We start from the raw sequence: 20,206 nt of genomic DNA, 5'->3' as shown, positions 1-20,206 counted from the left end.
TGTCATGGGTCCTGGCCTCTCTGTGCGGAACGTGGAAGGTGGGGAACGGATGGCGCTTCGTTGTGCGAAAGCCGGGCGGTGGGTCGTGGCATCCACTCTGGGTGAACTTCTGGGGCTGAACCCACGGATACCGCTGTGAACTTTGCGCATACTTCTGCTTTCGTGACAGAATCCGGTCATCGTCACGGGCAGAAGGAGCCGATATGGATGCGATCCTCGATATGACTGAGGATGTGGATGCACTCACGATCGGCCGCCGTATCCGGCAGCTGCGCACGCAGCGCGGGATGACGCTGGACGAGCTCGCGACGGCCGTCGACCGTGCTCCCAGTCAGCTGTCGATGATCGAGAACGGTCGTCGTGAACCCAAGCTCACACTGCTGCGCGCGATCGCCCGAGCGCTCGGCTCGACGCTGGACGCGCTCCTGGAGTCAGAGCCTCTCGATGAGCGCGCGACGCTCGAGATCTCCCTCGAGCGCGCCATGCGCGGGTCCACGTTCCAGGCGCTCGGCATCGAGCCGTTCCGCATCGGAAAGACGATCCCCACCGAGGCGCTCGCCGCGATGATCGCGCTGCAGGGCGAGATCGAACGACTGCGCGACGAGCGTGCCGCGACCCCCGAAGAGGCTCGGCGCGCCAATGTCGCGCTGCGCAAGCTCATGCGCACGCAGAACAACTACTTCGCCGACCTCGAGGGGCATGCGCGGCGGATCCTGGATGCCGTCGATCACCCCGGCGGCCCCCTCACGCAGCGCACCGCGTCGGACATCGCGGCGCACCTCGGGTTCACGCTGCACTACGTCGCCGATCTGCCGCAGACGACCCGCAGCGTCGCCGATATCAAGAACGGGCGGCTCTATCTGTCGAGCCGGCTCGCGGCGAAGGGCGACCCGCGCACCGCTGTGCTGCAGGCGCTGTCCAGCCGCATCCTCGGGCATCGCGAGCCCACCTCGTATGCCGAGTTCCTGCGCCAGCGCGTCGAGACGAACTACCTGACCGGAGCGCTGCTGATTCCCGAGGCGCACGTCGTGCCCGCGCTGCGCGAGGCGAAGAAGGACCGGGCGATCTCGATCGAGGATCTGCGCGACGCCTACTCGGTGTCGTACGAGACGGCGGCGCACCGGTTCACGAACCTCGCGACGATGCACCTCGACATCGCGGTGCACTTCCTCAAGGTGCACGAATCGGGCACCATCACGAAGGCGTACGAGAACGACGACGTCAACTTCCCGACCGACCGTCTCGGCTCGATCGAGGGGCAGATGTGCTGCCGCAAGTGGACGTCGCGCGTCGTCTTCGACGAGGACGACCATTTCAATCCGTACTACCAGTACACCGATACCGGCAACGGCACCTACTGGTGCACGGCGCGCGTCGAACTGTCGAGCGAGGGGGCGCACTCCGTGTCGGTGGGCGTGCGGTTCGATGACACGAAGTGGTTCCTCGGACGCGACACCGTGAACCGCGGCACGTCGACGCACTCGGTCGAGGCGTGCTGCCGACGCGCTCCCGCCGAGCTCGAGTCGGCGTGGCGCGAGCATTCGTGGCCGAACGTGCGAACACCGCGGACCCTGCTCGCGACGCTGCCGACCGGCGCCTTCCCGGGGGTGGACACGACCGACGTGTACGAGTTCCTCGAGGCGCACGCGCCGCGCTGACCGGGCGGCGGACAGGCTCGCGAACGCCGTGAGTCAGCCGCCGCGCACCCGCAGCGCAGCCCACAGCTCGGCGCGGGTCGCGAACGAGGTCAGATCGCGCCCGAGGATCTGCTCGATGACGCCCAGCCGCGTGCGGATCGTGTGCCGGTGCACCCCGAGTGCCCGCGCGGATGCCTCGTGGGAGCAGTCGTTGTCCAGCCACGCGGCGAGAGTCTCGACGAGGCGCGTGCCCTCTTCTGTGTCATGATCCGTGAGCGGCGCAAGCTCGGCGGCCGCGAGCACGTGCGCGTCCGCGGACAGCGCCGACAAGACCCCCGCCGGGGCGACGTCGGCGAAATCGGTGAGCGGTCCCCGCCCGCGCGCGCGGGCGACGCGCGCCTGTTCGAGCGCGCTGTGAAAGGCGTCGTAGCCCACGGGGTCGGACACCCCCAGCTGCGTGTCGAAGCGTGCCACGACATCGTCGAGGATGCGACGGTCGTCGGCGGGCACCACGATCACGAGGCCGTCGTCACTGCCGCCGAAGAAGACCGACCCGCGCCGTTCGTCGATGCGCAGCTCGAGGAAGTCGGTGAGCCCGGCCGCGCCGCTGTCCACGGCGTCCGCGATCGCCACCAGCACGGGCGCCGTCGGCAGTGGACCCCACAGCTCGTGCGCGATGCGTCGCGCGAGGGCGGGGTCGCCGGTGAGCAGGATCTGGATGAGTCCGGCGCGCAGCGCATTGCGCGCACGCGCGAGGCCGTCGTGCTGCTCGAGCGCGAGGCCGGCCATCGCGATGACCGCTGTCACGACGCCGCGCCCCTCGTGATCGAGCCCGCCCGCCGCGATCGCGATGACGCCGCGCAGGCTTCCGCCGCGGCCGAGCGTCTGCAGGGTGAACGCCGTGGCCCCGATCTGGAGCGCGGAGCCCGCGCGGGCAGCACGCCGCAGCACGATGTCGACCTCGTCGCGCAGCGAGGCTGCCGTCTCGGCGTCGAGGGCGGCGGGATGCTCGCGGACGAGCTCGCCCGCCGCGTCGAACAGCCCGACCCACGTCTCGAGTTGCCGCGCGAGCTCCGCGAGCGTCCGGTCGAGTCCGTCCGGGCGCAGGGCCGCGAGCGAGATCGCACGCTGGGCGGCGAGCGCCCAGCTGCGCCGTTCGAACGTCTGCGCTGCGATCGCCTCGGCGTTGGCGCGCGCGATGGCGATGAACGGCGTGCGGTAGGGGACTTCGAAGAGGGGGATCCCCGCCGCACGACACGCGTCGGAGAGATCGGGCGGGATGCCGTCGCGCACGACCGCCGTGCCGAACCCGAGCCCCGCGACGCTGCGTGACGCGAGGCGCTGGACGTACGCGCCGGGGGTGGTCGCGTCCTCGCCCTGGAACTGGGTGCCCGTCGTGAGCAGCACGAGCCCCTCCGAGAGGAACGGCGTCGGGTCGGCGAGATCACTCGAGTGCACCCAGCGCACTTCGCGGTCCAGCGCCGCGGGGGAATCCGCTTCGGTGATGAGCGTGAGCTGCAGGTCGCCGCGGGCGAGAAGCGCACGCACAGTGGGCGCTGGCGCGACGGCGGGCATGGCGACTCCTCCTGTACGGGACGTATAGCTGTCCTTCCAAAAAGTACACGTAGGCACGTGTCTTTGCCCGGGGGCACCCGTACGCTCGCGAGCATGATCCCCACGCCTACGCCGCTCGGTGGACCCGGCCTCGTCCAGGAGCGCCGACTGATCACCAGCATCCCGGGTCCGAAGTCGCAGCGCCTGCTCGAGCGGAAGTCCGCCGCGGTCGCAGCGGGGGTCGCGCACACGGTGCCGATCTCAGCCGTCGCGGCCGGCGGCGGCGTCGTCGTCGACGCCGACGGCAACTCGCTCATCGACCTCGGCTCGGGCATCGCTGTCACGACGCTCGGCAACGCGCATCCGAAGGTCGTGGAGGCCGTGCAGGCGCAGATCGCGCAGTTCAGTCACACGTGCTTCATGATCTCGCCGTACGAGTCGTACGTCGCCGTCGCCGAAGCGCTCAACCGCGTGACCCCCGGCGACCACGCGAAGAAGAGCGCGCTGTTCAACTCCGGCGCGGAGGCGGTCGAGAACGCCGTCAAGATCGCGCGCAAGTTCACCGGCAGGCACGCCGTCGTCGCGTTCGACCACGGCTACCACGGCCGCACCAACCTGACGATGGCGCTCACGGCGAAGGCGATGCCCTACAAGAGCGGGTTCGGTCCTTTCGCGAGCGAGATCTACCGCGCCCCGCTGTCGTATCCGTATCGCGACGGTCTTTCCGGGGCGGATGCCGCGAAGCGGGCGATCTCGATCATCGAGAAGCAGGTCGGTGCCGGTGATCTCGCCGCCGTCATCATCGAGCCCATCCAGGGGGAAGGCGGCTTCATCGTCCCCGCCGACGGATTCCTTCCGGCGATCGTGGACTGGTGCCGCGCGAACGGCGTCGTCTTCATCGCCGACGAGATCCAGACCGGGTTCGCCCGCACGGGGGAGATGTTCGCGAGCACCCGGTTCGGAATCGTGCCCGACCTGATCACGACGGCGAAGGGGATCGCGGGGGGACTCCCTCTCGCCGCCGTGACGGGCCGGGCCGACATCATGGATGCCGCGCACTCGGGCGGCCTCGGCGGCACCTACGGCGGCAACCCGGTCGCGTGCGCGGCGGCCCTCGCCGCGATCGAGGTGTTCGAGTCGGATGATCTGCCCGCGCGTGCCCGTGAGGTCGAGCAGATCCTGAAGGGCAGGCTGACCGAACTGCAGGCCGCCGATCCGCGGATCGGCGACGTGCGCGGTCACGGCGCGATGGTCGCGGCCGAGTTCGTCGACCCCGCCACGGCCGAGCCGGATGCTGCGCTCACGGCCGCCGTCGCGAAAGCCTGCATCGCCGCCGGTGTCATCGTGCTCACGTGCGGCACCTACGGCAACGTCATCCGCTTCCTTCCGCCGCTGTCCATCCCCGATACGCTTCTGCGCGAGGGGCTGGACGTCGTGGCGGAGGCGCTCGGCGCCGTGTGACCGATCATCGGGGAGGTGCGGGTGTGAGCGGACATGTCGTCGTGGGCTACGCGGCGACGAATGCGGGGGCCGACGCCCTCGCGCTGGGGACGCGCTTCGCCGCGGCGACCGGCGCGACCCTCGATGTCGTCGTCGTGCTGCCCGATGAGAGCCGCCACATCGTCGCGCTGCCGGCTGCGAACTACCGCCGACACCTCGAGGAGCAGGTCGAGGAGTGGCTGGCCGCCGTGCCCGACAAACTCGCCGGCGCCGTCGAACACGACACGCACGTGCGCTACGGGGAGTCGTTCGCGGCCGGATTGCTCGAGGCCGCGCACGAACTCGAGGCATCCCACATCGTCGTCGGTGCCGCCTCGGGCGGACGGCGAGGGCGTCACCGCCTCGGCACCGTCGCGACCGAGCTGCTGCACTCGGCCGACGTGCCGGTCATGCTGGCGCCCGAGGGGGCGCGCCGCATCGACCCCGCGCTCGGCGTCTCTCGGATCACAGCGGCGATCGGCCTGCGGCCCGGCGCCGACGTGCTGCTCGAAGAGAGCCTCGCGCTCACCGCCACGACGCAGGCGGAGCTGCGGCTCGTCTCGCTCGTCGCCCTCGACCTCCCCGCCGGTGTCGCGAGCCTCGAATCCGCCGCCTATCACGCCGACGAGGTGCTCGTGCACGCCCGCGGCACGCTGCCCCGGGGCGTCGAGGCCGAAGCCGTCGTGGGACTCGGCGACAGCATCGAAGAAGCCGTCGAACACCTCAGCTGGGAGCCCGGCGAGCTCGCCGTCGTCGGTTCCAGTCGCCTCGCCCGACCGCGACGGCTCTTTCTCGGATCGACGGCGGCGAAGATGCTGCGCGAGCTGCCGGTGCCGATGATCGTCGTTCCCCGAACCCGCAAGAAGAGCAGACCGTGACCCCGCACCCGATCGGAGAGATGCCATGACCGACTACGCCGTCGTCAATCCCGCAACCGGTGAGACCCTCGCCTCGTACCCGACGATCACCGATGATGCGCTGGATGCCGCCATCGCACAGGCCGACACCGCCTATCGTTCGTGGCGCGATGTTCCCGCCTCCGAGCGTGCGGCGCGGATCCGTCGGGTCGCCGAGCTGCACCGCGAGCGCCGTGACGAGCTCGCCGCGATCATCGTGCGCGAGATGGGCAAGCCGCTCGCCGCCGCCGAGGGCGAGGTCGACTTCGCCGCCGACATCACCGAGTACTACGCCGACCACGTCGACAAGATCACGGGTGACCAGCCTGTCGACATCGAGGGGGAGGGCACCGCCGTCATCCGTCGGACGCCCCTCGGAGTGCTGCTGGGCATCATGCCGTGGAACTTCCCGTACTACCAGGTCGCGCGCTTCGCGGCGCCGAACATCGTCGTCGGAAACACGATCCTCCTCAAGCACGCGTCGCAGTGCCCCGAGTCGGCCGCCGCGATTGCGCAGATCTATGCGGATGCCGGTATGGGCGAGGGCGTCTATACGAACATCTACGCGACGAACGACCAGGCGGCCACCGTCATCGCCGACCGCCGGGTGCAGGGCGTCTCGGTGACCGGCTCGGAGCGCGCCGGCTCCGCCGTCGCCGAGATCGCGGGGCGCAACCTGAAGAAGGTCGCTCTCGAGCTCGGCGGTTCGGACCCCTTCATCCTGCTGTCCACCGACGACCTCGACGCGACGGTGGATGCCGCGGTCGAAGCGCGCCTCGACAACAACGGCCAGTCCTGCAACGCCGCCAAGCGCTTCATCGTCGACCAGGAGCTCTACGACGGGTTCCTCGAGAAGTTCGTCGAGCGGATGAGCGGCGCGCAGGTCGGCGACCCGTTCGCCGAGGACACCGTGCTCGGTCCGCTCTCGTCGCTCACGGCGGCCGAGCGGCTCGCCGAGCAGGTGGAGCGGGCCGTCGCGCAGGGTGCGACGCTCGTCACAGGGGGCACGCGCGACGGCGCGTACTATCCCGGCACCGTCCTGACCGGCGTCACGAGCGACATGGATGCCTACCGCGAAGAGTTCTTCGGGCCGGTCGGCGTCGTTTACAAGGTCTCGGGCGAGGACGAGGCGGTCGCCGTCGCGAACGACACCCCGTACGGGCTGGGCTCCTACGTCTTCACGACCGACAGCGAGCAGGCGGCGCGCATCGCCGACCGGATCGAGGCGGGCATGGTCTACGTCAACCTCGTGCTCGCCGACGAGGCCGGCCTGCCCTTCGGCGGCGTCAAGCGCTCGGGAACGTCGCGCGAGATGGGTCTGCTCGCCGCCGACGAGTTCGTCAACAAGAAGCTCATCCGCGTCGGCCCCTGACCGTCGCGTCCCGGTCGTTCGCCCCCGGAGCACCGCACCCCGCCGAACCGTACCGATCCCGTCGAGCCGTACGTCGACGATGTCGGGTTCGACGGAAATGGTCGGGCTCGACATCGCGGCGAGGGCGGCGGGGCGGGCAGGGCGGGCGGGGCGAGCACCGCGGCGAACCGGGCGGGGGAGAGGTATCGCGGGGTGCGAGGAAGGGGCAGGATGGAGTCATGGATGCACGCAAAGATCCCGTCGTCCGCCTGAACGACGACGAATGCTGGGAGCGTCTGCGCGGGCAGGAGCTCGGGCGGCTCGTCACTCGCGTGGGTGAGGTCATCGACATCTTCCCGGTCAACTACGTCGTCGACGGCGACGCCGTGCTGTTCCGCACCGCGCAGGGCAGCAAGCTGTTCGAGCTGACCGCCAACGACGAAGTGCTCTTCGAGGTCGACGATCACACCGACACGGATGCCTGGAGCGTCGTGCTGCGCGGCCGGGCGCACGTGCTCGACACGTCGGCAGAGGTCGAACGCGCCGACGGGCTCGGCCTGACGCCCTGGATCCCGACGCTGAAATACACCTACGTGCGCGTCACGGCGACATCGCTCACGGGGCGCGCCTTCGAACGCGCCGAGGAGCCCGATCGATACGGCGTTCAGCAGTACTGATCCGGTTCGCGGGCGTGGAAGGCATGCCGTACACTGGATGGTGCAGTTGAAGTCTGCATTTTTTCGCCGTGCCCGCGCTTCGGGTGCTTCCCGGAACATGGTCGCGGCGACCGCATGCAGGCAACCTGAGATCCCCAGGGTCTCTAGGGCGGTAGCTCAATTGGCAGAGCAGCGGTCTCCAAAACCGCAGGTTGCAGGTTCGATTCCTGTCCGCCCTGCGCGTCAGCGCTGTCGGCAGTCGCGCCGACACGCTCTGACACACGGAAGGTAAATCAGGTGACATCGATGATGCAGGACGAGCCGGGCGGCGAGATCGTCGCTTCGAGCGGCGGATCACGCGAGAAGAGGCTCAACCCCTTCGCGCGCATCGTGCTGTTCATCCGTCAGGTGTTCGCAGAACTGCGCAAGGTCGTCACGCCGACTCGCCAGGAGCTGCTGAAGTACACGCTGGTGGTGCTGGGGTTCGTCGTCGTCATGATGGCGTTCGTCTACGGCCTCGACCTGCTGTTCGTCTGGGTCACGACGGTCGTCTTCGGCATCCCCGCCTGAGCTGATTCACGACGCGGGCAGGATCGCAGCATCCGCCCACGGAATGGAAGTTAACGAAGTGTCTGAAAGATTTAACGACGACGTGGACTGGGCTACGGCCGCAGAGCAGTCCTCTGAAGACGACGAAGCCCAGGAGGGCAACGTCCTCGCGGAAGAGGAGCGCTCGGTCGAGCCCGCGGAGCACGTCGCACTGCACATCGTGGACGACTCGAACAGCGAAGACCTCTCCGACAACGACGACATCGACATCGACGACCCGGAGGCTGACGCGATCGTGAACGACGCCCTGAACATCGACGAGGCCGCAGAGGCCGAGGCCGCCGCAGAGGCCCTCAACGAATCCATCGCCGACGAGGTGGCCGAGTACCAGGCCGACCACGCCGACGACGTGGCGCCGTACGACGGCCCCGACGTCAACGGCGATGAAGACGCGCCCGTGCTCGACCCCGCGGTCGTCGACGAGGTCGCCGCCGCGGCCGAGGTCGTCGACGAGGTCGAAGCGAGCGTCTCGCCCGCTGACGCCGCAGAGGTCGCCGATGCGTCCGAAGACGCTGACGAGTCCGAGGAAGAGGACCCGTACGAGGCCTTCCGCGCCGATCTGCGGAGCCTGCCGGGCAAGTGGTACGTCATCCACTCCTACGCCGGATTCGAGCGCAAGGTGAAGGCCAACATCGAGCAGCGCAAGTCGACGCTCGAGGTCGAGGAAGACATCTACCAGATCGAGGTCCCGATGGAGGACGTCGTCGAGATCAAGAACGGACAGCGCAAGATGGTCACGCGCGTCCGGATCCCCGGCTACGTGCTCGTGCGCATGGAGCTCAACGAGGACACCTGGTCGGTCGTGCGTCACACGCCGGGCGTGACCGGGTTCGTGGGCAACGCGCACAACCCCACCCCGCTGCGCTTCGAAGAAGCCTTCAACATGCTGAAGAGCCTCGTCGAGATCAAGGACGTCGCTCCCGCCAAGGGCGGGGCCGCCACGAAGCAGGCCGGCGGCGCCGCGGCGCGCGTCATCCCCGCCGAGGTCGACTTCGAGGTCGGCGAAACCATCACGATCAAGGAGGGCTCGTTCGCGGGTCTTCCCGGCACGATCAGCGAGATCAAGCCCGAGAGCGGCAAGCTCACGGTCCTCGTCTCGCTCTTCGAGCGTGAGACCCCCGTCGAGCTCTCGTTCGACCAGGTCACAAAGTTGTAGCGAGGCGGATCAATGCTGCGCAGCAGCGTTGATGCGACTCGGCGCAAGGTCGAGTAGGCGGCGCAGCCGCCGTATCGAGACCCACAAGACACCGCACTCCGGAAAGGCCGGATGTGCGGGAGAACCGGATGCAGCAGCATCCGATTCGATCGAAAGGAAGAAGAATGGCACCGAAGAAGAAGGTGACCGGCCTGATCAAGCTTCAGATCAACGCCGGTGCAGCCAACCCGGCGCCGCCGATCGGGCCCGCGCTCGGTCAGCACGGCGTCAACATCATGGAGTTCTGCAAGGCGTACAACGCCGCGACCGAGTCGCAGCGCGGCAACGTCATCCCCGTGGAGATCACCGTCTACGAGGACCGCAGCTTCACGTTCATCCTGAAGACCCCGCCCGCGGCAGAGCTCATCAAGAAGGCCGCCAGCGTGGGCAAGGGATCGGCGACGCCGCACACCGCCAAGGTGGGCAAGCTCACGAAGGATCAGGTGCGCCAGATCGCCGAGACCAAGCAGCCCGACCTCAACGCGAACGATGTCGACGCCGCGATGAAGATCATCGCCGGCACGGCTCGCTCCATGGGCATCACGGTCGAGGGCTGAGGGGAATAGACATGGCACACAAGTCCAAGGCCTACAAGGCCGCCGCGGCGAAGATCGCCGCCGACACGTTCTACACGCCGACCGAGGCCGTCGCTCTCGCGAAGGAGACCGGCTCGTCGAAGTTCGACTCCACCGTCGAGGTCGCCCTCAAGCTCTCGGTCGACCCGCGCAAGGCCGACCAGATGGTGCGCGGCACCGTCATGCTGCCGCACGGCACGGGCAAGACCGCCCGCGTCATCGTCTTCGCGACGGGTCCGGCCGCCGAGGCCGCGATCGCGGCGGGCGCTGATGAGGTCGGCGGCGCCGAGCTCATCGCGAAGGTCGCCGACGGATGGACCGACTTCGATGCGGCCGTCTCGACCCCTGAGCTCATGGGTCAGGTCGGACGCCTCGGAAAGGTCCTCGGTCCCCGTGGCCTCATGCCGAACCCGAAGACCGGCACCGTGACCCCCAACGCGGCCAAGGCCGTCGAGGAGATCAAGGGCGGCAAGATCGAGTTCCGCGTCGACAAGCACGCCAACGTGCACTTCATCGTCGGCAAGGCGTCGTTCACGGCCGAGCAGCTCGACGAGAACCTCAACGCCGCTCTCGAAGAGATCGTGCGTCTGAAGCCGTCGAGCGCGAAGGGCCGTTACATCCAGAAGGGTGCGGTGTCGACCACGTTCGGCCCCGGCATCCCGCTGGACGTCAACGTCATCTGATCCTTCGACAGGCTCAGGAACCGAGCACAGGCTCAGGAACCGAACGAAGGACCTCACCCGTGGGTGGGGTCCTTCGTCGTCGGTGGGGGAGTACCGTCGAGGGCATGCCGCGCCGCCTGCAGGACCTGTTCGGAATCGACGTGCCGATCGTGCTCGGCCCGTTCGGCGGACTGTCGTCGGTCTCGCTCACGGGCGCCGTGAGCGAAGCGGGAGGCCTGGGCTCCTACGGTCTCTACGGGTACGCGCCCGACCGCATCACCGAGACGATCGCCGCGGTGAAGGCCGCGACCCCGAAGCCGTTCGCGGTCAACCTGTGGCTGCCCACCGGTGACGAGGTGACGCCCGCCGATGTCGAACTCACATCGGCGCTGGCTGCGCTCGCTCCGCTCTACGACGCCGTCGGCGTCGCGCCGCCGACGCTCCCGGAGAGGTTCCTGCCCGACATCGCCGACCAGGTGCAGGCGGTGATGGATGCCGCACCCGCGGTCGTGAGCGTCGTCTACGGCGCCCCGAGCCGGGAGCTCGTGGGTGCCGCGCATCGCCGCGGCATCCGAATCGTCGGCACGGCGACGACGGTCGCCGAGGCCGTCGCGCTCGACGAGGCGGGCGTCGATGCGGTGGTCGCGACGGGGGCCGAGGCTGCGGGGCACCGCGTGTCGTTCCTGCGTGCGGCCGAGAACTCGCTCGTGGGAACGTTCGCCCTCGTGCCGCAGGTCGTCGACGCGGTGGGCGTGCCCGTCATCGCGGCCGGGGGCGTCGCCGACCGGCGCGGCGTGGCGGCGGCCTTCGCGCTCGGCGCGTCGGGGGTGCAGGTGGGCACGGCGTTCCTGCGCACGCGCGAATCCGCCGCGACCGAGGCGCACCGGCGCGCGATCGCGCGAGCCGCGGCCGAGGACACCGTGCTGACCCGGGCGATGAGCGGCCGACTCGCCCGCGGCATCCCCAATCGTGCGATGCGCGACATCGAAGCCTCGGGGGCCATCGCACCATTCCCGGCGCAGAACTGGCTCACGGGCGTCTTCCGCGCCGAGGCGGCACGCCGCGACGGCGGCGACCTGCTGTCGCTGTGGGCGGGGCAGGGGGCGCCGCTGGCGACGCGCGAGCGCGCCGACGAGGTCTTCGCCGAGCTCGCGGCCGGCGTGCCGGGATGACGTCCGCTCACGCGGTCGCGCGCACCTCGAAACCGGTCGCGCCCGTGGGTGCGGACTCCGTCACGGTGGCCGACTCGACGCGCGAGCCGGGCGGTCCCTCCGCCATCCACTCGAGCACGTCGTCGACCTGCGCGTCCTCGCCCTCGACCTCGGCCTCGACGCTTCCGTCGCGACGATTGCGAACCCAGCCCGAGACGCCGGCGTCCCTCGCGATCATGCGCATCGTGTACCGGTAGCCGACCCCCTGGACCGTGCCGCGGACAACGACCTGCACACGCTTCATCCCCCTATCGTGCCGGACGCCCTCGAATCCGCGCAGCGGGTGGGTCAGCGGGGGAGGACGAGCGAGATGCCCAGCGCGATCATGACGACCGCGATGACGGCATCGACGACGCGCCAGGCGCGGGGCGTCGACAGCCAGCGGCCGAGGAAGCGAGCGCCGTACGCGAGCCCGAAGAACCAGACGATGCTCGCGAGCACGGCGCCGAACGCGAACCACCAGCGGCCGTCGCCGTGGGTGCTGGCGATCGAGCCGAGGAGGAAGACCGTGTCGAGGTAGACGTGCGGGTTGAGCCACGTCAGTGCGAGCGTCGTGAGCACGACGGGCGCCAGGCGCGTGCGCGTCGTGATCGTGCCCGGGCCGTCGCGCCGTTCGGTCTCGGCCGCGACGAACGCTTCGCCGCTCGGGCGCCAGGCGCGCTTGGCCGCGAGGAGGCCATAGGCGACGAGGAAGACGGCGCCCGCCCAGCGCACGACGTCGACGAGCCAGGGAACCGCCTGCAGCACGAGGCCGACACCTGAGACTCCGAGCACGATGAGCGTCGCATCCGACACGGCGCAGATCGCGGCGACGACGAAGACATGCTCACGACGCAGCCCCTGCCGCAGCACGAAGAGGTTCTGCGCCCCGATCGCCATGATCAGGGAGAGACCGAGGCCGAGGCCGGCGAGGATCGAGGTGAGCACGTCTTCGACGCTATGGCCGACGCGCGGCTCAGTCCAGCTCATGATTCTTCAGGAGCATTAGTGTGACTGATGATGAGGATTCCCTTCGAGCTCGCCGAGACCGTCGCTGTCGTGCTCGACGAAGGCACGCTGGATGCCGCGGCGCGGCGACTGCACGTCAGCCCCTCCGCCGTCAGCCAGCGCATCAAGGCGCTCGAGGAGATGCTCGGGCGCACGGTGCTGATCCGCTCCAAGCCGGCGCGGCCGACCGAGGCGGGCGTCGCCGTCGTGCGGCTCGCACGTCAAGCCGCCCTGCTCGAGCACGACACCATCGCCGCACTGGGCGCCGACCCCGACGGCGACGTGCGCACCTCGGTGCCGCTCGCGGTCAACGCCGATTCGCTCGCGACGTGGTTCCTCGAACCGCTCGCGCGGCTGGCCCAGCGGCATCCCGTCGTGTTCGATCTGCACCGCGACGATCAGGACTTCACGGCCGCCCTGCTCGAATCCGGCACCGTCATGGGTGCTGTCACGTCGCGCGCCGAGCCCGTCGCGGGGTGCCGCGTCTCGACGCTGGGTGCCATGCGCTACGAGGCCGTCGCGACCCCCGCGTACGTCGAGCGGTGGTTTCCGGACGGACCGGATGCCGCGGCCCTGGCCGCCGCACCCCTCATCGACTTCGACCGCCGAGACGACCTGCAGGCGCAGTGGCTCGCGGCGCGGGGCGTCGCTCCGGCCGCCCCGCCGCGGCATTACGTCCCGGCATCGAGCGACTTCGCCGCGGCGACGCTGCTCGGGCTCGGATGGGCGCTGCTGCCCACGTTCCAGTCGCGCGGACCGCTGGCCGCGGGCGACCTCGTGCCGCTCGGCGGCCCGCCCGTCGACGTGACGCTGCACTGGCAGCAGTGGAACCTGCGCTCACCGCTGCTCGGCGCGATCGCCGATGAGATCGTGGCCGAGGGGCGGCGGGTGCTCGCGACCGTGTGAGCGGCTACCGGATGCCGACGTAGAACCGGGACTCGTCGCTGCGGTGCAGGGCGCTGTACCTCTCGAACGGCACGCCGTCGGCATCCCACGCGACCGACTCGATCGACAGCACGGGCTGGCCCGTCCCCAGCTGCAGCAGGTCGGCGTCTTCGGGTGAGGGCATGACGGCGCTGATCCATCGGTCGGCACCGCTCGGCTGCACGCCGAAGTGCCGCCGCAGGTGCTCGTACAGCGAGCGGTTCTCGAGGTTCGCCCGACCGAGAGTGGGGAAGCGGTCGTATGGCAGCACGGTGTCCACGAGCAGCCAGGGGGTGCCGTCGACGCTGCGCAGTCGTCGCAGGCGCACGACGGAAGAGCCTTCGGTGATCCGGAGTGCTTCGGCGTCGCTCGCATCGGCGGTCCCGACCTCGAAGTCGATGACCCGGGTCGTGACGCTGCGTCCGGTGGAGGACAGGTCATCGGAGGACCCGGTCATCGACCCGATGAACTTCAGGTCGGGCCGCCGGGGTGAGACGAAGGAGCCGCGCGCGCGGACCTTGTAGATGAGCCCGCCGCGCACGAGATCCGCGAGCGCCTCGCGCACGACCGTTCGCGACACGGCGTAGCGGTCGATGAGCTCCGATTCGGAGGGGAGGGCCTGGTCAGCCCGCAGCAGACCCTGCTCGATCTCTTCGCGCAGGACGCGAGCGAGCTGCTGCCACAGCGGGATATCGGCTTCGCGGTCGAGGGCGACATAGGTGGCAGGTGTCGGCATAGCGGGGCTCCTTCGATCCGGCACGCGCAGTGATGAGAGCGTATCGCGCGCGATTGACAGCTTCCTCGCTCATGCCTATGTTAGTCATCACCAACTCATCATGACAGGTTGGTTGTAACAGGTTGACAGACCTGGCGCCAAGATACAGAGCGCTCGTCATATCGCGACGAAGCGAAACCAGGAGGCAATGACAATGAAGTTCACCGGAATCCGCCGCGCGGCCACCGCGGTGACCGCAGCGGCAGCCGCTGCCCTGCTGATCGCCGGCTGCGCCGGCGGCACGGGCGACGCGGGCGACACGACGGCCGGCGGCGAGCCCGAAGGGCTGAAGATCGCCCTGTCGAACGGCTTCGTCAACGGATGGCGTCTGACGCTCATTGACAAGTTCGAGACCGTCGCCGAAGAGCTCAAGGCCGAGGGTGTCGTGTCGGAGTACTCCGTCGTCAACGCCCCGGGCGAAAACAGCGCCACCGAGCAGGCCTCGCAGATCCGCAGCCTCATGCTGCAGAACCCGGATGTGCTCATGGTCATCCCGGCGAGCTCCAGTGCGCTCGTGCCGGTCATCGAAGAAGCCTGCAGCGCAGGCATCAACGTCATCATCCTCGACGCCGACATGGACACCAGCTGCGGCACCGTCGTGCGCAACGAGTACGGCCAGTGGGGTGCCGACTCGCTGGAGCCGGCGCTGGAGGCCATCGGCGGCACCGGCAACATCGTCATCAACCGCGGTGTCGTGGGCTCTCAGCCCGAAGAGGCGTTCCACGCTCGCCAGCAGGAGATCCTCGCGGACTACCCCGATGTGACCGTCGCTGCCGAGATCAACGGCTTCTGCGACTCGGCGACGGCTCAGAAGGAGATCGTCGGGATCATCGGCTCGCTGCCCGAGATCGCCGCCGTCCCGGGCTGCATCGGCGGCATGGGCATCGTGCAGGCCTTCGAGTCGGCGGGCCGTGAGGCGCCGGTCGTCGTCTTCGACACCGACGGCAAGTCGCTGGCCTTCTGGCAGGAGAGCGGCCTCGACAACGGCTCGTTCGCCGCGCTGACCGATCCCGGTCAGGTCGTCGCCGCGATCTACGTCGCCCTCGCGAAGGAGCGCGGCGAAGAGGTTCCGGCCGAGGTCGTGCTGCCGCTCGTGAAGATCGCGCAGGAGGACCTGGACTACTGGGTCGCCGAGCTCAGCACCGACGAGTACGCCGCCAACGCCTGGGACGACGCCTCGATCGAAGCGGCCCTCGCAGCCCTCGCGGCCGGGGAGAGCGTCGAAGCCCCGGCGCTGCAGAAGTAGTCGACGGCCGACCAGTCCGAAGGAGCACACTCGATGACATCCGCGACACGGCGCGACAGCGCCGCACCGCCCCGAGCGGCCGGCATCGTCCTCACCGCGACGGACGTGTCCAAGCGGTACGGCAGCACGACGGCCCTCACGGGGATCGACGTCACCGTCAACGCGGGAGAGATCCTCGGTCTGGTCGGCCACAACGGCGCCGGAAAGAGCACCCTCATGCGCGTGCTCGCCGGCCGCGAGCAGCCGAACACCGGCCTCGTCTCCTGGCGCGGCGGCGGTGCGTGGGATCAGCGCGCCGCCGCCCGGGCGGGGGTGCGCATGATCTATCAGGAGCTGGCGCTGTGCCCCGACCTGACGGTCGCCGAGAACATCGCGCTGTCCGATGGCGCAGCGCGCGGCCTCTCCTGGAAGCGCACCGCCGAGCACCGCGTCGCCGAGAAGCTCGACGACGTCTTCCCCGGTCACGGCGTCGCGATTCTGCGCCGTACGAGCGATCTCACGATGGCGCAGCGCCAGATGGTCGAGATCGCCCGCGCGCTGTGCACGCCGAAACTCGCGATGCTGATCCTCGATGAGCCGACCGAGTCGCTGAGCGTCGATGCGACGCGACAGCTCTATGCGCACCTGCGCGAGCTGACCGCATCCGGCGTCAGCATGGTGCTCATCTCGCACCGCATGCAGGAGGTCCTCGCCAACGCCGACCGAATCGCCGTCATGAAGGACGGCCGCATCGTCGAGACGCTTCCGGCAGCGGATGCCACTGAGGAAGGCCTCCTCACGACGATGGGCGGCGAGGTCCACGCCGACACCGCCACGATGCGGCGCGTCACGACGAGTGAGCCCACCGACATCGCCCACGAAGGAACCGTCGCGCGACTGCGCGACGACGGCTCGGTCCCGTTCGTCGTCCAGCCCGGCGAGATCGTCGGCCTCGCGGGTCTCGCCGGCCACGGACAGGATGCGCTCCTGCGGCGCCTGTGGACGCGGGCCCGCGGAGTCACCGTCGCCAAACGCCGCGCCTATGTGCCCGGCGATCGTCAGACCAGCGGCGTCTTCCCCCTGTGGAGCGTCGCCGACAACCTGACCGTCTCGGCCTCGCGCGACCTCGCGGTGGCCGGCGTCATCCGATCCGGCGCGAAACGCGCACTCGCCGGCGAGTGGGTGCAGCGGCTCAAGATCAAGGGCGGGGCACCCGCCCCGATCATGTCGCTGTCGGGCGGGAACCAGCAGAAGGTGCTCGTCGCCCGCGCTTTCGCGACCGACGCGACGCTCGTGCTGCTGGACGACCCGTTCCGCGGCGTCGACGTCTCGACCAAGAACGAGCTCTACGCCCTGATGCGCGTCGAAGCGTCGCGGGGACGCTCGATCGTCTGGTATTCGACCGAGAACGGCGAGATGGCTCACTGCGACCGCGTCTATGTCTTCCGCTCCGGCCGCATCGTGAGCGAGCTGGCCGGCGAGGACATCACGGAGGACCGCATCATCGCCGATTCGTTCGGCAGCGACGATCGCACTCAGGAGCACGCACGATGAGCACCGCCACCGCTTCTTTCCCCACGACCGCGCAGCGCTTGCGCGTCGGCGCTGTCAACGGCTCGCCGGCCCTGCTGTCGCTCGTCGCCCTCATCGCCATCTTCATCGTGACGGCGACACTCCAGCCCGGCATCCTGAGCGTTCCCGGCCTGACGCTCATGCTCATGTCGTCGGTGCCGCTCGTGCTCGCCGCGCACGCCCAGATGATCATCATGAGCGTCGGCGACATCGACCTGAGCGTCGGCTATCTCGTCGGTCTCGTGACGGTGATCGCCGCAACGCTCTTCCTGGAAGCGCCCGTCATGGCGGTGCTGTCGATCGTCGGCATCTTCGTCGCGTACGCCCTGATCGCCTACGTCGTGCAGCGCCGCGGTGTGCCGTCGATCATCATCACCCTCGGGATGTCCTTCGTATGGCTGGGGGTGGGCCTGCAGATCCGGCCGACGCCCGGCGGTGCGACGCCGGAATGGCTCTCCGTCATCTCGACGTGGCGTCCGACATGGTTCCCCGCGCCGATCATCTTCATCGTGATCGCGACGCTCGTGGCCTGGTATGTGACGCGCCGGGCCCAGGTGGGCACCAGGATGCGGGCGCTCGGCTCGCAGGCGCCGACGCTCGAGAAAGCCGGTGTCTCCCTCATCGGCACCCGGGTCACGGCCTACGTGATCGCCGCCGCCTTCATGATCGTCGCGGGTCTCCTGCTCGCTTCGCAGACCTGGTCCGGCGACATCAACGCCGCGAGCGAGTACACGCTCATGACGATCGCCGCGGTCATCCTCGGCGGAGGCACCTTCGCCGGAGGCCGCGCGATGCCGATCGGCACGACGCTGGGCGCCGTCACGCTGGGCCTCATCACCGTGCTGCTCAGTCTCATCAACCTGCCCTCCAGCCTGCAGTCCGCCGCACAGGGACTCATCGTCATCGCCGTGCTGGCCGGCCGCATCATCACCGAGAGGTTCGTACGATGACCGCGATCGACAACTCCGCCCCGCGCGCTCGTCGCGGATTCAGCTGGCCGGCGTGGGGCTGGTCGCTCATCGGCGTGCTCGCGGTATGGGCGCTCATCGTCGCCGTGCGCCCGGGCGCGCCCTTCGACCCGCTGACGCAGGCGCTCTCGCTCGCGCCCTTCCTCGTGCTCGTCGCGCTCGGGCAGATGCTCGTCATCACGCTCGGGCCCGGCAACATCGACGTCTCGGTCGGCACGATCGTCTCGATGTCGTCGTACGTCTCGGTCGCCGTCGGAGCCACGGCGGGCCCCCTCGTCGGACTCGTCGCGGCGGCCGGCGCGGGGGTCGTCGCGGGGCTCGTGAGCGTCGCGGCGATCCTTCTGCTGCGCGTCCCGCCCATCATCGCGACGCTCGCGACGAGTCTCGTCGTGACCAGCGCGACGCTGCTGCTCGCCGACTCGGCACGAAGCTCGGCCGATCCGGCGCTGCGCGCGTTCGTCAACGCCAAGGTCCTCGGCGTCCCGCTCATCGCGATCCTCGTCGTGCTCGTCACGATCGTCATCTGGTTCGTGCTGCGCCACACGCGTCTCGGCCTGTCCATCGTCGCCGTCGGTCAGAGCGAGCGCGCGGCGGAGCGCGCGGGCCTCAAGGTCGCCGCCGTCACGGCGACGGCGTACCTGCTGAGCGCGGGCTTCGCGGGCCTCGTCGGCGGTCTCCTCGCTGCCTTCATCTCACCGAGCACCGTTCTCGGCACCTCCTACATGCTCGACTCGATCGCCGTCGTCGTGATCGGCGGCACGCTCATCTCGGGCGGCCGGCCCGTGCCCGTCGGCGCGTGGACGGGTGCGCTGTTCTTCGTGCTGCTCTCGGGCCTGCTCAACCTCGTCGGGTGGTCCGTCGGGGCCCAGAACGTCCTCAAGGGCGTCCTGGTCGTGCTCGTCGTCGTCGTCGCGTCAACCGCGACCGGCACAGGCAGAAGCAGCATCCGACGCCTGCGTGCATCGATGACCCCGGGCTCGCGCACCGCGACGCCCACCACCACAACAGAGAAGGAGCCCATTCATGGCTGACCTCGACGACCTCCGCGACGGAACCGACTTCTCGGGCGCGATCGCGACGCACGACGGCTTCCACCTCAAGGGGCAGGCGGGCCAGGACTGGGGCATGCGCGCACGGCTTTCGCGTGTCTTCGACCCCGCCGACGGCAAGACCGTCATGCTCGCCTTCGACCACGGGTACTTCCAGGGCCCGACGTCGGGACTGGAACGACTCGATCGCTCCATCCTGCCGCTCGTCCCGCAGGCCGACGCCCTCATGTGCACGCGCGGCGCGCTGCGCACGACGATCCCCGCCGACAACGGCAAGGGCATCGTGCTGCGCGCCTCGGGTGGGCCGAGCGTGCTGAACGACCTCTCGAACGAAGAGATCGCGGTCTCGATCGACGACGCCGTGCGTCTGGATGCCGCCGCGCTGGCCGTACAGGTGTTCATCGGCGGTGAGAACGAGACGAAGTCGGTCAAGAACATGACGACTCTCGTGGACCAGGGCCAGGCTGCCGGCATCCCCGTCCTGGCCGTCACGGCGGTCGGGCGCGACATGGTGCGCGACGCGCGCTACTTCCGTCTCGCGACCCGCATCAGCGCCGAGCTCGGCGCGGCCTTCGTGAAGACCTACTACGTCGAAGAGGGCTTCGAGACGATCACGAGCGCGTGCCCCGTGCCGATCGTCATCGCCGGCGGCAAGAAGGTCGAAGAGCAAGAGGCACTGCGCGTCGCGTACCAGGCGATCCAGGAGGGCGCCGCAGGTGTGGACATGGGCCGCAACGTGTTCCAGTCCGAGCACCCCGCCGCGATGCTCTCGGCCGTGCGCGGGGTCGTGCACGACGGGCTCACCCCCGCCGAGGCGTTCGACCTCTTCCAGTCCCTCTCCCACTGAACCGGTCTGCGGGCGCCCCTCGGGGCGCCCGCAG

General features: G+C 69.5%; 20 protein-coding genes and 1 tRNA gene. 17 read left to right on the top strand and 4 right to left on the bottom strand.

Features of this window, described 5'->3' with window-relative positions:
* Nucleotides 1-221: 221 nt before the first annotated feature.
* Nucleotides 222-1,658: a helix-turn-helix domain-containing protein gene (locus ACWIBS_RS03300; protein ID WP_454136440.1), complete on the top strand. Its 1,437-nt coding sequence runs from the start codon at nucleotides 222-224 to the stop codon at nucleotides 1,656-1,658.
* A gap of 33 nt (nucleotides 1,659-1,691) precedes the next feature.
* Here ACWIBS_RS03300 and ACWIBS_RS03295 read toward each other — a convergent pair whose 3' ends face one another.
* On the bottom strand, nucleotides 1,692-3,212 hold the full coding sequence (locus tag ACWIBS_RS03295; protein WP_376125246.1) for a PucR family transcriptional regulator: 1,521 nt from the start codon (nucleotides 3,210-3,212) through the stop codon (nucleotides 1,692-1,694).
* A 93-nt stretch (nucleotides 3,213-3,305) separates the two neighbouring features.
* On the opposite strand from ACWIBS_RS03295, the gene gabT reads away from it, so the two are divergent.
* From gabT to ACWIBS_RS03245, 10 genes are all read left to right on the top strand, one after another.
* Entirely contained in the window at nucleotides 3,306-4,652 is a 1,347-nt protein-coding gene (gene gabT, locus ACWIBS_RS03290; RefSeq protein ID WP_376125249.1) for a 4-aminobutyrate--2-oxoglutarate transaminase, read from the top strand.
* Nucleotides 4,653-4,675: 23 nt separating this feature from the next.
* A complete protein-coding gene (locus ACWIBS_RS03285; RefSeq protein WP_376125251.1) occupies nucleotides 4,676-5,548 on the top strand; it encodes a universal stress protein in 873 nt (290 codons plus the stop codon).
* Nucleotides 5,549-5,573: 25 nt separating this feature from the next.
* Nucleotides 5,574-6,938 carry an NAD-dependent succinate-semialdehyde dehydrogenase gene (locus ACWIBS_RS03280; RefSeq protein WP_376125253.1) on the top strand — a complete coding sequence of 455 codons (1,365 nt, stop codon included), beginning with the start codon at nucleotides 5,574-5,576 and terminating at the stop codon, nucleotides 6,936-6,938.
* A 218-nt stretch (nucleotides 6,939-7,156) separates the two neighbouring features.
* Nucleotides 7,157-7,594, top strand: a complete 438-nt coding sequence (locus ACWIBS_RS03275; protein ID WP_376125256.1) for a pyridoxamine 5'-phosphate oxidase family protein — start codon at nucleotides 7,157-7,159, stop codon at nucleotides 7,592-7,594.
* A 145-nt stretch (nucleotides 7,595-7,739) separates the two neighbouring features.
* A tRNA-Trp gene (locus ACWIBS_RS03270) sits at nucleotides 7,740-7,812 on the top strand.
* Nucleotides 7,813-7,879: 67 nt separating this feature from the next.
* Nucleotides 7,880-8,143, top strand: coding sequence for a preprotein translocase subunit SecE (gene secE, locus ACWIBS_RS03265; protein ID WP_376125258.1), 264 nt, complete (start codon nucleotides 7,880-7,882; stop codon nucleotides 8,141-8,143).
* Nucleotides 8,144-8,201: 58 nt separating this feature from the next.
* Complete coding sequence (nusG, locus tag ACWIBS_RS03260; protein WP_376125259.1) at nucleotides 8,202-9,338, top strand: transcription termination/antitermination protein NusG; 1,137 nt, start codon at nucleotides 8,202-8,204, stop codon at nucleotides 9,336-9,338.
* Between the two features lie 164 nt (nucleotides 9,339-9,502).
* Entirely contained in the window at nucleotides 9,503-9,934 is a 432-nt protein-coding gene (gene rplK, locus ACWIBS_RS03255) for a 50S ribosomal protein L11 (RefSeq protein ID WP_376125262.1), read from the top strand.
* Between the two features lie 11 nt (nucleotides 9,935-9,945).
* Entirely contained in the window at nucleotides 9,946-10,635 is a 690-nt protein-coding gene (gene rplA, locus ACWIBS_RS03250; RefSeq protein WP_376125264.1) for a 50S ribosomal protein L1, read from the top strand.
* Between the two features lie 104 nt (nucleotides 10,636-10,739).
* Complete coding sequence (locus ACWIBS_RS03245) at nucleotides 10,740-11,786, top strand: NAD(P)H-dependent flavin oxidoreductase (protein ID WP_376125266.1); 1,047 nt, start codon at nucleotides 10,740-10,742, stop codon at nucleotides 11,784-11,786.
* A 7-nt stretch (nucleotides 11,787-11,793) separates the two neighbouring features.
* On the opposite strand, the gene ACWIBS_RS03240 is transcribed toward ACWIBS_RS03245, so the two are convergent.
* Nucleotides 11,794-12,069, bottom strand: coding sequence for an acylphosphatase (locus tag ACWIBS_RS03240; RefSeq protein WP_376125269.1), 276 nt, complete (start codon nucleotides 12,067-12,069; stop codon nucleotides 11,794-11,796).
* Nucleotides 12,070-12,113: 44 nt separating this feature from the next.
* Nucleotides 12,114-12,794 (bottom strand): LysE/ArgO family amino acid transporter, encoded by a 681-nt coding sequence (locus ACWIBS_RS03235; RefSeq protein ID WP_376125270.1) that lies wholly within the window; start codon nucleotides 12,792-12,794, stop codon nucleotides 12,114-12,116.
* Between the two features lie 27 nt (nucleotides 12,795-12,821).
* Here ACWIBS_RS03235 and ACWIBS_RS03230 point away from each other — a divergent pair, with 27 nt between their 5' ends.
* Nucleotides 12,822-13,718 carry a LysR family transcriptional regulator ArgP gene (locus ACWIBS_RS03230; protein WP_376125273.1) on the top strand — a complete coding sequence of 299 codons (897 nt, stop codon included), beginning with the start codon at nucleotides 12,822-12,824 and terminating at the stop codon, nucleotides 13,716-13,718.
* Between the two features lie 4 nt (nucleotides 13,719-13,722).
* On the opposite strand, the gene ACWIBS_RS03225 is transcribed toward ACWIBS_RS03230, so the two are convergent.
* Nucleotides 13,723-14,472, bottom strand: a complete 750-nt coding sequence (locus ACWIBS_RS03225) for a GntR family transcriptional regulator (RefSeq protein WP_376125276.1) — start codon at nucleotides 14,470-14,472, stop codon at nucleotides 13,723-13,725.
* Between the two features lie 193 nt (nucleotides 14,473-14,665).
* Here ACWIBS_RS03225 and ACWIBS_RS03220 point away from each other — a divergent pair, with 193 nt between their 5' ends.
* The 5 genes from ACWIBS_RS03220 to lsrF are packed head-to-tail and all read left to right on the top strand — an operon-like array spanning nucleotide 14,666 to nucleotide 20,172.
* A complete protein-coding gene (locus tag ACWIBS_RS03220) occupies nucleotides 14,666-15,757 on the top strand; it encodes a substrate-binding domain-containing protein (RefSeq protein ID WP_376125278.1) in 1,092 nt (363 codons plus the stop codon).
* A gap of 33 nt (nucleotides 15,758-15,790) precedes the next feature.
* Nucleotides 15,791-17,290 (top strand): sugar ABC transporter ATP-binding protein, encoded by a 1,500-nt coding sequence (locus ACWIBS_RS03215; protein WP_376125280.1) that lies wholly within the window; start codon nucleotides 15,791-15,793, stop codon nucleotides 17,288-17,290.
* Entirely contained in the window at nucleotides 17,287-18,258 is a 972-nt protein-coding gene (locus tag ACWIBS_RS03210) for an ABC transporter permease (protein ID WP_376125282.1), read from the top strand. The genes ACWIBS_RS03215 and ACWIBS_RS03210 overlap by 4 nt, the downstream gene beginning before the upstream one ends.
* Nucleotides 18,255-19,307, top strand: a complete 1,053-nt coding sequence (locus ACWIBS_RS03205; protein ID WP_376125284.1) for an ABC transporter permease — start codon at nucleotides 18,255-18,257, stop codon at nucleotides 19,305-19,307. The genes ACWIBS_RS03210 and ACWIBS_RS03205 overlap by 4 nt, the downstream gene beginning before the upstream one ends.
* The gene (gene lsrF, locus ACWIBS_RS03200) at nucleotides 19,300-20,172 is read left to right on the top strand and encodes a 3-hydroxy-5-phosphonooxypentane-2,4-dione thiolase (RefSeq protein WP_376125286.1); all 873 of its coding nucleotides are present in this window, start codon (nucleotides 19,300-19,302) and stop codon (nucleotides 20,170-20,172) included. Before ACWIBS_RS03205 ends, lsrF begins: the two co-directional genes overlap by 8 nt.
* Nucleotides 20,173-20,206: the final 34 nt, after the last annotated feature.

The sequence above is a fragment of the Microbacterium sp. NPDC055442 genome (genome assembly GCF_053644215.1).
This window is presented reverse-complemented; position numbering and strand designations above follow the sequence as displayed.